At 65.7% G+C, this 10,728-nt stretch carries 7 protein-coding genes; 1 reads left to right on the top strand and 6 read right to left on the bottom strand.

All coding sequences use genetic code 11. The features are described from left to right. Positions 1-9: 9 nt before the first annotated feature. Both FQU96_RS17305 and FQU96_RS17300 read right to left on the bottom strand, forming a co-directional pair. Complete coding sequence (locus FQU96_RS17305) at positions 10-1,563, bottom strand: ABC transporter substrate-binding protein (protein WP_146542541.1); 1,554 nt, start codon at positions 1,561-1,563, stop codon at positions 10-12. Positions 1,564-1,575: 12 nt separating this feature from the next. Beyond that, positions 1,576-2,721: a C45 family peptidase gene (locus FQU96_RS17300; RefSeq protein WP_146542540.1), complete on the bottom strand. Its 1,146-nt coding sequence runs from the start codon at positions 2,719-2,721 to the stop codon at positions 1,576-1,578. A gap of 160 nt (positions 2,722-2,881) precedes the next feature. Here FQU96_RS17300 and FQU96_RS17295 point away from each other — a divergent pair, with 160 nt between their 5' ends. Next, positions 2,882-4,210: an aspartate aminotransferase family protein gene (locus tag FQU96_RS17295; RefSeq protein ID WP_146542539.1), complete on the top strand. Its 1,329-nt coding sequence runs from the start codon at positions 2,882-2,884 to the stop codon at positions 4,208-4,210. A 2-nt stretch (positions 4,211-4,212) separates the two neighbouring features. On the opposite strand, the gene FQU96_RS17290 is transcribed toward FQU96_RS17295, so the two are convergent. From FQU96_RS17290 to FQU96_RS17275, 4 genes are all read right to left on the bottom strand, one after another. Continuing rightward, the gene (locus FQU96_RS17290; protein ID WP_255468395.1) at positions 4,213-6,993 is read right to left on the bottom strand and encodes a DEAD/DEAH box helicase; all 2,781 of its coding nucleotides are present in this window, start codon (positions 6,991-6,993) and stop codon (positions 4,213-4,215) included. A 129-nt stretch (positions 6,994-7,122) separates the two neighbouring features. Further along, positions 7,123-8,193, bottom strand: a complete 1,071-nt coding sequence (locus tag FQU96_RS17285) for an ABC transporter ATP-binding protein (RefSeq protein WP_146542537.1) — start codon at positions 8,191-8,193, stop codon at positions 7,123-7,125. Further along, entirely contained in the window at positions 8,190-9,209 is a 1,020-nt protein-coding gene (locus tag FQU96_RS17280; RefSeq protein ID WP_146542536.1) for an ABC transporter ATP-binding protein, read from the bottom strand. Before FQU96_RS17280 ends, FQU96_RS17285 begins: the two co-directional genes overlap by 4 nt. Beyond that, positions 9,209-10,678 (bottom strand): amidohydrolase family protein, encoded by a 1,470-nt coding sequence (locus FQU96_RS17275; protein WP_146542535.1) that lies wholly within the window; start codon positions 10,676-10,678, stop codon positions 9,209-9,211. The genes FQU96_RS17280 and FQU96_RS17275 overlap by 1 nt, the downstream gene beginning before the upstream one ends. Between the last annotated feature and the right edge of the window lie 50 nt (positions 10,679-10,728).

Genomic DNA, 10,728 nt, shown 5'->3' with positions numbered 1-10,728 from the left:
TCGCCAGGATCAGTTGAGCGTGACGCCCCACAGGCGCGGTTGGCCGGTCGGCCAGCCCTTGTAGCCATCGAGGTTCTTGCGCATGGCGGCGATCTGAACCTCGTTGTAGATCATGATCAGCGGCAATTCCTCGATCTGACGCCGATGCAGGGTGTCGAACAGGGCCTGCCGCTTGTCACGGTCGGCGATCTGCATGGACTCGCGCAGGATCGCCTCGACTTCCGGGTTGTCCCACACCTTGCGCGGTTGCGTGGCCTTGGGGCCGCTCACCATCTCGTAGCTGAGCGACGGATCGAGGCGGGCGGAATAGGGGAACGACTGGATCTGGTAGTCGCCCTTGGTATAGCGATCGAGCTGGGTTGCCCAGTCGAGCACTTCGACATCGATCTTCAAGCCGATCTGCTGGGCCGCCGCCTGGACCAGCACGGCGACGTCGAACGAGCTTTTGAACCGCTTGTTGGCCAGGATCTTGATCGTCTGGCCGTTGTAGCCGGCCTCGGCGAGAAGCTTGCGCGCGGCGGCAAGGTCGCGCGTGTAGCCGGCAGCTTGCACCTTGGTGTAGTAGGGACTGCTGACCGGGATCACGGAATTGTTGGGCGACGCCGTGCCGGCGGTCACCGCGTCGGTGATCTCCCGCGTATCGAGCGCCAGGGCGAGCGCGCGGCGGATACGCACGTCCTGAACGGCCTTGTCCCGGGTCTGGAAAAGGACCGTGACCATCGTCATGGTTGGTGCCGTCTCGAGCTTCAGGTTGGGGCGCGCCTTGAGCTCGGCGAAGTCCTCGGGCTCGATGTCATGGTCGATGTCGACAGCGCCGCTCACCAGCGCCGCCTTGGCTGCCGCGGCATCGGGGATGACGACGAAACGGACCTTGTCCACCGTGGCTTTCTTGGCGCCGGTATAGCCGTCGCGCGGCTCGCTGCGCGCCGCGTACTGGTCGAAACGCACCAGCTCGACGTACTGGCCGCGCCGCCACTCGCCCATCTTGAACGGGCCGGTGCCGACCGGATCGCGCCATTTGCCGTCCGGCCCCAGCGAATCGCGATGGGTGATGGCGGAACCGCCGCAATCGACCCGCGCCATGGTGGCGAGGATCAGCGCCGATGGGCGGTCGAAGGTAAAGACGACCGTGCGATCGTCCGGTGCCACGACCGAGTCGATATTCACCAGGCCGCCCGTGAACTCCGGCAGGCAGCGCCACTGCGTGGGGCCATGGAGATAGCGCCGCCACGACCACACCACGTCACCGGCCGTCAGCGGGGCGCCATTGTGAAAGCGGATGTCAGGCCGCAGCGTGAACGTGTAGGTCTTGCCATCCCCCGATACCTCGTAGCGCTCGGCCAGCAGCGGGCCCACGGACGTGTCCTCGCGGAACGCGACCAGCCCTTCGACCATGTGCTGGACGACGCCGTCGGTCGGGCCATCGCGGTTGGCGCCCGGATCGGTGGAGCGGATGTCGGTCTTCAGGCGCAGTTTCACGGTGGTCTGTGCGTCGGCCGGCGACAGCATCGCCAGCGTCAGACCCATGGCAAGGCAGGCGGCCAGCGGATGGCGTCGGCGCATGTCGTGGTCCTCTCAGTCGCTGGCGGCAGCATGCACTGCCGGTGACGTCGAGGCGAGATCATAGGTCGTGAACGTGCGGTTCAATGCCGGCAGCATGGCAACATCCATGGTGCCGGTTGCTGGCTGCATCACGATCATCGCGACCGTGGCGCTCAGGTTGCTGCTGAGGTTAGGCCGCGGTGGCCGGCACACTGACCATGGCGTCTGGAAGTCGTCGAACAGCCCGGCCTTGACGGCATCAGGCGTGATGTCGCCGATCCGTGGCGCCAAGATGTCGCGCACGCGGATGTCGCGATAGAGGCTGCAGGGTGTGTTGGCGATGCCCGTATCCTTGAGTTTCGACAGCGCCACGGGACTGACGAAGTGGTTGGCGTGGACGAGCAGGCCACGGTCGGGATGCACCTGGAACGTCTCGTCCGGGGCGCACTCGAAATCGATCGCTACGCCATCCTTGTGACTGATGATCATGTTGTTGGCGGCCGACTTCGGCGTCACATAGACGGCCCGCATGGCCATCGCCAGCAGCTCCTGCTCCAGCACCTTGCGCCGGATCAACGCCAGCGGCACGCCGATCTCGCGATAGTCGCGGTCCGATTCCAGGTAGTTGGCGGTGATCGCGATACCAGCCGAATTGAAACCGGAGCGCGCCAGTCCGCCGGCCTCGGTGAAGGTCAGGATGTCCGGCCCGTCGCTGTTGCGGATGCGCAGTACCACGGCCGTCTCGGCGCATTCCATCTTCCAGTCCCAGTTCTGGGCATGGATCAGCGCGCCGTCGCGGCTAGCGCTGGGCAGAACGACGACACCGGTGCAGCCGTCGGGGCCTTCGTCCTGCATCAGCTTGCGCCGCAGGTCGGGCCGTTGGCCCAATTTCAGGATCTCGGTGCGGGCATTGAGCAGAACGATATGCTCGAAGGCGACGCCGGCACCCTCGGCGATGCCGCGCATTTCCTCAATATAGGCGGGCTCGAAGCTTTCGATGACCGGCAGGTAATCGCCGACCAGTTGGCGGATCTGCGCGTCATCGACGGAAAGCGCCTCGAGCTGACGCGCGTAGTGCGCGATGCCTTTGACGATGCGTTGTCGGGCCTTGCGCCCATAGTCGCGGCCACGGTCGAACGCAGGGCCCGTCAGTTCAATCAAAGGACAGGCTTCAACCATCGCGCCACCGTTCCTTCGCTCCATCGTGTTCCGACGCTAATGCACTTTATGCTGTCATGAAACAGAAAATTTGGAAGAATCATGAAATCATCTTCCAACCTGGCATCGCAGAGTGCATTTTATCGCGATGAGAAACAGCTCAGGGATTGAGGATCCGCACATGACGGTGATGAGCATACCGAACCAGAGCGAAATGGAATCCTACTGGCTGCCGTTCACGGCCAACCGGCAGTTCAAGGCCAATCCCCGCCTGTTCGTGGGTGCCGACGGCATGTACTACACCGCCGCCGACGGTCGGCGGATCCTGGACGGCATGGCTGGCCTGTGGTGCGTCAACGCCGGCCACAACCAGCGCCCGATCGTCGAGGCGATCAAGAAGGCGGCTGAGCAGCTGGACTACGTCTCTTCGTTCCAGATGGCACATCCGCTCGCGTTCGAGGCGGCATCACGCATTGCCGGCATCGCGCCAGCCGGGATGGATCATGTCTTTTTCGCCAACTCCGGTTCCGAGGCCGTCGACACGGCCCTGAAAATCGCGCGTGCCTATTTTCGCGTCAAAGGCGAGGTCGGCCGCACCCGCTTCATCGGCCGCGCCAAGGGCTATCACGGGATGGGTTGGGGCGGCCTGTCCGTGGCCGGCATCGGGCGTCACCGCAAGGACTTTGGTCCCTTGCTGCCGGAGACCGATCATCTGCCGCACACGCTCAGCCTGGAGCATGCCGCGTTTTCGCGCGGCCAGCCGGCGTGGGGTGCGCACCTGGCTGACGAACTCGAGGTGCTGACCCAGATTCACGATCCCTCGAGTATCGCCGCCGTGATCATCGAGCCGGTGACGGGGTCGGGCGGCGTGCTGCCGCCGCCCCAAGGCTATCTCGAGCGGCTGCGCGCGATTTGCGATCGCCACGGCATCCTGCTGATCTTCGACGAAGTCATCACCGGCTTTGGCCGTCTGGGCGCGCCGTTTGCTGCGACTGCGTTTGGCGTGACACCCGATCTCATCACCTGCGCCAAGGGCATGACCAACGGCGCCGTGCCGATGGGCGGTGTGATCGCGGGCGACAAGGTGTGGAACGCCTTCATGGCGGGGCCGGAGAGCATGATCGAGCTGTTCCACGGCTATACCTATTCCGGCCATCCGCTGGCGTGTGCCGCCAGCATCGCGACGCTGGACGTCTACCGCGACCAGGGCATCTTCGAGCGTGCGGCCAAGACGGCGCCGTTGTGGGAAGAGGCGGCCCACAGCCTGAAGGGGCTGCCGAATGTCGTCGATATCCGCAACATCGGCCTGCTCGCCGCCGTGGAACTGGCGCCACGGCCGGCCGGCGGCGTTGCGCGGTCCATAGAGGCCGCCAATCTCTGCTTCGACGCCGGCGTGCTCGTGCGGTCGGCTGGCGATGCCCTCGTCCTGTCACCGCCGCTGATCATCTCGCAAGCCGAGATTGATTACTTGTTTACGACGATCACCCGGGTGTTGACGTCACTGTCGTGACCTCAAGCGGCGGCGGAGAGCGCCTGAAGGCGGCCCTGCAGATCGGCCAGCAACCGCTCCATGGCACTCAGTGCTGTCGCCGTGCCGTCCGGTGACGCGATCTCAGTGGAGACGTCTGCCTGGAGTGTCGGCACCTGCGGTGCTTCATCATCCGATGTGTCGCCGGTCAGGGCCGTGCGTGCTTGGGCCGCGAGGTCGATGCACGTCGTCAGTATGGGCGCCGCTTCGTCGGCAAAGCCGCGCTCGGCCAGCAGCAATGCCATGCGCAGTTTTCGTTCGGCATGGCCCAGCAGTTCGGCGCTTCGCAGGGATCGCGCCTGCTCCCGCGCCTTGCCGCCCGCACCCAGCGTCGGCGAGCGCACCAGTTCGCGGCGCGCCTCGTCGACCGGCCTCAAGATGCCGGCTGCCGTCAGCCGTTGCACGGCATCGTAGGTAAACCGATCGAGGATTTCGAGTCTGGGCGCGCCGGGATCGGCGCCTTGCGCTGTCGACCGCCGCTCGCGCTCCCGGGCTGCGGTCTCTTCGCTGTCGAACACAGCCAGGAACCGGTCCACGCCATCGGCGCCTCGATGGGCTTCCAACAACACAAGCGCGCCGCCATGCCGGCGTACGAGTTCGTTCTGCAGCTGGACGTCCAGCGCCAGCTTCGGCGGTGTCGTTGCCGGCTGCCCGGTGGCGCCAAGGGCGGCCTCGATACGCTCCACAAGAGCCCGACGGCCCGACGGCATGCGCAACGATTTCAGGTCGCCGTCGCCGTCCAGGACGCCGTCCGCCAAAGCCTGCTTCTGGGACAGCACGGCCAGCATGTTCTGCTCGATGCTGTCTTCCGTCACCAGGTTGATCACGTCAACGGTCTTGCGCTGGTTCTTGCGCCAAGCGCGCGCGATGCGCTGCTCCAACCGTGCCGGATTCCACGGCAGGTCCAGGTTGATGACGACATTGGCGGCCTGCAGATTGAGGCCGACACTGCCGCTGTCGCTGGACAGGAACAGGCGGCAATCCGGATCGTGCTTGAAACGATCGATTTCGGCGCGGCGGCGCTGCTGCGGCACGGAACCGGTATGCCACGCGAACTCGACCCGCATGTCCTGGGCCAGTTCGCGGACCAGCATCAACATCCGCTCCCATTCGGAGAAGATGATCACCTTGCGCTCGGGATCCGCCAGGATCTCGGTCAGCACTTTCTCGAGCTCTTCGATCTTGGGGCTGACACGGCAATCCGAATCGAGGATGAACGGCGTGTCGCACAACATCCGCATGCAGGCCAACAGCATCTGCAGGCGGTCAAACTCTTTCGGTGACAGCGGGCGACGTTTGGCGATGTGAATCAGTCGCGCCGCCTGCGCCTTGTATTCGTCATAACGCAGGCGCTGCTCATCGGCCATGCCGACCATGTACGTGGTCGTCGTGCGTCCCGGCAGCTCCGTCTCGACGTCATGCTTGCGTCGCCGCAGCATGACCGGCTGCAGGCGCCGCTGAAGCGCCTCCAGGTTCTTGTAGTCGACCGGCCGTCCGCGTTCGTCGAGTTCATAGAAATCGCGGTTGAAGCGGAACAGCGGCCCCAGCAACCCCGGATCGAGGTACTGAACGATCGAGTAGATCTCGTCGATGCGGTTTTCGATCGGCGTGCCGGTCAACACGAAAGCATAGGGCGATACCAGCGACTTCACGGCGGCGGCCGTCTTGGTCTGCCAGTTCTTGATCCGCTGCGCCTCATCGAGCACGACGATGTCGGGCTTCACGATCTCGTTGATAGCGGCTGCATCGATCACGACCTGCTCGTAGTTGACGACGGTAAAGAACGCGGGCTTGGCGTACTCAGCCAGCCGCTGTGGTCGTCCGCCATGAACAAGCAGCGTCTCGGCGCCGCTGAAGCGTGCGATCTGCTCCTGCCACTCGCCCTTCAGGGACGCCGGGCAGACCACCAGCACGCGCCGGACCCCCTTGAGGTGCCGCAGCAGCTCGCAGGCCGCAATCGCCTGGATGGTCTTGCCCAGACCCATGTCGTCGGCGAGCAGCGACCGCTCACCGAACGCGAGGTGCAGCATGCCATCGCGCTGGTAGGGCAGCAGTTTGTGATGCAGTCGGTCGAGCGTCTGGCGGCCGGCTTTGACGTCAGCCAGGAAGTGACGGCGGGCGTCGAGGCGCGCCGCGCGCCGTTTGGCATCCTCGATCCAGGGTGCCAGATAGCGCGATACCCTGATGTGACGGCGAACGCCGTGTCCGGCCGCGGCGATACCGTCCAGAAGTGCCTCGATGCCTGCTGGTGATGTGTCGCGCAGGGTGCCATCGTCGGTCAGGAACGCTCCCAGGCCGTTGCGAACCGACCGGGTCGCGGCGGCGTTCTGGGGCCAGCTGATGCGAGGGAAACCGTCGCCCGTGCGCGGCAGGAAGAGTTCCACGCGCGGGCTGCCGGTCCGCGCTGCGTCCGAGAAGGTGCGCGCATCGCGGCGGCGCAGCGCTTCGAGGACGCCTTCAATATGCTTGCAGGTGCCGAGGCCGTTCACCCGATGGTCGGTGCAACCACAGGCGTTCTCCAGGCGATCGAGCGATCGGATCTCGACCTCGTAGCTGCCGCCGGTACCCGAGGCGACGCGGAACGTACCAAAATAGGGAAAGGCCGGTTCACCCGACTCGACCGCGACGATCTCCGTCCGGCCACGCCAACGCCGGCGCTCGATCTCATCCGCATCGCTGGAGTGCCAACCCACCAGGGCCGGGGCGCGCTCCGTGGTGCGCGACCTCTTCGCGGCCGGGGGAGGTCTTTTGCCGTTTCCTTGCATCGCCACCGTGAACTCCGATCGTCATGCCACTGCGGTGCGGCGGGTATGGCGTTGTATTGCCGGGGAGGTGGCGGCCTGCAAGGATGAGGCGGCGATTATCCCCACCAACCGCGCGCAACGGCCGTTGCTCTAGCGACCCGCAAGGGCAGCAACCGCGCGCCGATAATCGGTGAGGCGGCGCATGTAGGGCGGTGGCGGTACGGTTTCAGCCGCGGCTTCAACGGCCGCGATCGCTTCAGCGAAGTGACACGCGGCCCGGTGGCCCGGTGCGATCTCCCGCAACGGAGGCGCTTCGCTGCGGCATTGCGCCTGCGCATGCGGACATCGGGTGTGAAAACGGCAGCCCGGCGGCGGGTTGAGTGGGCTCGGAATGTCGCCTTCCAGGGGCAGGCGTCGCGCCGGGCCCGTGGGATCGGCAATCGGCGCCGCAGCCAACAGCGCGCGTGTGTAGGGATGTCGTGGCGCCGTAAAGAGCTGCTCGGTCGAGGCCGTCTCGACGATCTTGCCGAGATACATGACAGCGACCCGGTCGCTGATATGGCGCACGACGGCCAGATCATGGGCGATGAAGATGTAGGCCAGGCCCAGGCGGCTCTGCAGATCCTTCAGGAGATTGATGACCTGCGCCTGGATGGAGACATCGAGTGCCGAGACCGGCTCGTCACACACGATCAGCTTGGGCCGTGTCGCCAGCGCCCGCGCCACCGCCAGTCGCTGGCGCTGGCCGCCTGAGAATTCGTGCGGATAGCGCAACGCATGCCAGGCCGACAGGCCGACTGTGGTCAGAAGCTCCTCGGCGCGGGTCCGCAGGTCCGCGCCGGACGCCAGGCCATGCAGGCGTAGCGGCTCGGCCAGCATGTCACCCACCGACAGGCGCGGATTGAGGGAGGCGTATGGGTCCTGGAAGATGATTTGCATGTCGCGACGCAATGCGCGCAGAGCCCCGCGTGACAGTGTCCGCACGTCGCGGCCTTCGAAGCGGATTGTGCCGGCGGTGGCCTCGATCAGACGCAATACCAATCGTCCGGTCGTCGATTTGCCGCAACCGGATTCGCCCACGATCCCCAGCGTTTCACCGGCGCTGAGGTGGAAGGAGACGTCGTCGACGGCGCGTACCGTACCGACGCTGCGCTGGATCACGACGCCGCGGCGGCTGTCGAAGTGTTTGATCAGCCCTTCAACGGCCAGCAGCGGCGTCATGGGCCGCTCCCCTCGTGGATGGCCTGCTGCAGGGTAGCGTCGATCGGCACGCGCCAGCAGGCGACGCGATGGTCGGCCTCCAACACGGTGAGTGGCGGTACCTGCTGCCGGCAGCGATCGATTGCGAACGGACAGCGAGGATGGAATCGGCAGCCGTCGGGAACGGCGTAGGGGTTGGGTACATTCCCCTCGATCGCGGTCAGGCGCTCGCCCGGTCCCGACAGGCCCGGGATCGAGGCCAGCAGGCCAAGCGTGTAGGGATGCTGCGGATCGCCGAACAGCGCCTTCACAGGGGCTTCCTCGACGATGCGGCCGGCGTACATCACCGCGACCCGGTCGGCGAGCTCGGCCACCACGCCCAAATCGTGGGTGATCAGGATAATCGACGTGCCGGTGCGGTCGCGCAGGTCGCGCAGCAGGTCGAGAATCTGCGCCTGGATGGTGACGTCGAGCGCCGTCGTCGGCTCGTCGGCGATCAGCACGCGCGGATCGCATGCCAACGCCATGGCGATCATCGCGCGCTGGCGCATGCCGCCGGAGAGCTGATGCGGGTAATCATCGATACGCGTTTCGGGCGAGGGGATGCGCACCAGGCGCAACATCTCGATGGCCCGCGCGCGAGCCTCGGCCGGCGCGACGTCGCGGTGCAGGCGGATCGTTTCGATGATCTGGTCGCCGATCGTGTGCACCGGATTGAGGCTGGTCATCGGCTCCTGGAAGATCATGGCGATGCGATCGCCACGCACCTTGCGCATCTCGTCTTCGCCGAGCACCAGCAGGTCACGGCCTTCCAGCATGACCCGGCCGCCGGCGATTCGCCCCGGCGGCTGCGGCACCAGCCGCATGATCGACAACGACGTCACGGACTTGCCGCAGCCCGATTCGCCGACCAGCCCCAGAGTCTCGCCGCGGCCCAGGGTCAGTGACACGCCGTCGACGGCCTTGAAGACCCCGGCACCGGTGGCGAAATGCGTCTCCAGCGCCTCGACTTCAAGCAGCGGTGCCGTATCCGGCATCAATGAACCGGTCGGCTCTGGGGCAGGCGGTCGCGCGTACCATAGACCGGCGGCGCGAGCTGATCGTGCGTGCGGCCGGCCCAGTCGCGTTCCGGCACCGTGGCGATCCGGCGGCGCTGGCCGTCGTTCATGGTCGCCACGGCAGCGTCGATGTCGATGGTCAGCACCTTGCCGTCGCGGACCACCTGCACGCCATCGACATAGACATCGCGCACAGCCCGTTCGCTCGCCGAATAGATCAGGCTGCGCACGGGTTCCAGCGGCGGCTGCATGTAGGGGTGACGCAGGTCGACCAGGGAGAAGTCAGCCTTGCAGCCGGGCAGCAGACGTCCCAGATCAGGCCGGCGCAGGATGGCGGCGCCACCGACGGTCGCCGCCTCGAGCGCGTGGCGGGTCTGGCCCTGCTTGTAGTTACCGGAGACGATGCGGGCGACATAGCAGGCCAGCCGCATCTCATCGATCATGTTGTGCGGGAAGGTATCGGTGCCCATGCCGACCGGGATGCCGGCATCCATGTAACGGCCGATGGTGTTGAGCGCGATGCCGCGGCGCGCGAAGACGGTCGGGCAGTGCGCCACGGCGGCACCCGATGCGCGCAGGCGGGCGAAATCGTCGCTGTGCGGCCAGTGCAGCTGCGGATGGTCGCTCAGGAAAATGCCATGGCCGATGATCAGGTCGGGACCCAGCACGCCGATCTGGTCGAGCCATTCGATCGGCGTCTTGCCGTGCCGACGCACCATTTCATTGAATTCGACGATGGCCTGGCCGGCATGGGTCTGCATCGGGATGCCGCGGCGGCGCGCCTCGGCCAGACTGTCCTTGAACAGGCCCTCGGTGCAGGTGTCGATTTGCGACGGTCCCACCATGCCCGACAAACGGCCGCTGGGATGCTGTGCGGCGCGATCGATGGTCTGCAGCGCTTCGGCGAAGGCCTTCTCGCCGGCCTTTTCGTCCCACGCGTAGTCCACGGCGTGGCCATTCTTGGTGTACCAGTGGCCGGAGCGGTACATCGGGCAGACGACCGCGCGGATACCGGTCGAGGCGAGGTCGTCGAGCCAGCCCTCGCGGTTGGCCGACAGGTCGCTGATCGTGGTGACGCCGCTTTTCAGCAACTCGTGCAGCGCGAACTTCGATGCCGCGCCGGCGGCATCGGCTTCCATACCGAACACGGGCAGATATTCGTACAGCGAGCTCTGGCCGAGCTTGTCGCTGGCGACCTCTTCAGTCAGGCCCTTGTTGCCCGGCTCGGAAAAGGGATGGCTGTGGACGTTGACGAAGCCCGGCATCGCCATCAGGCCACCACCGTCGATCACCGTGTCCGCAGGCTGTGCATAGCCCGGGCCGACATGCACGATCTCGTTGCCTCGGAATACGAGATCGGCATGCTGAAGATAGACGTGATGTTTTTCCGCTTCGTCCCAGGCGACGACAATGTCGAGATTGCGGATATGCGTTGTCTTGGTGGTCATGTTTCCTGCCTATGTGTTGCGTCGCCTCGAGCGGAAATCCGTGGCCGCAA

The sequence above is a fragment of the Reyranella sp. CPCC 100927 genome (assembly GCF_007859315.1).
In the GTDB taxonomy this organism is placed as follows: Bacteria; Pseudomonadota; Alphaproteobacteria; order Reyranellales; family Reyranellaceae; genus Vineibacter.
The sequence above is the reverse complement of the archived record's forward strand: the minus strand, read 5'-3'. Positions and strand labels throughout refer to the sequence as shown.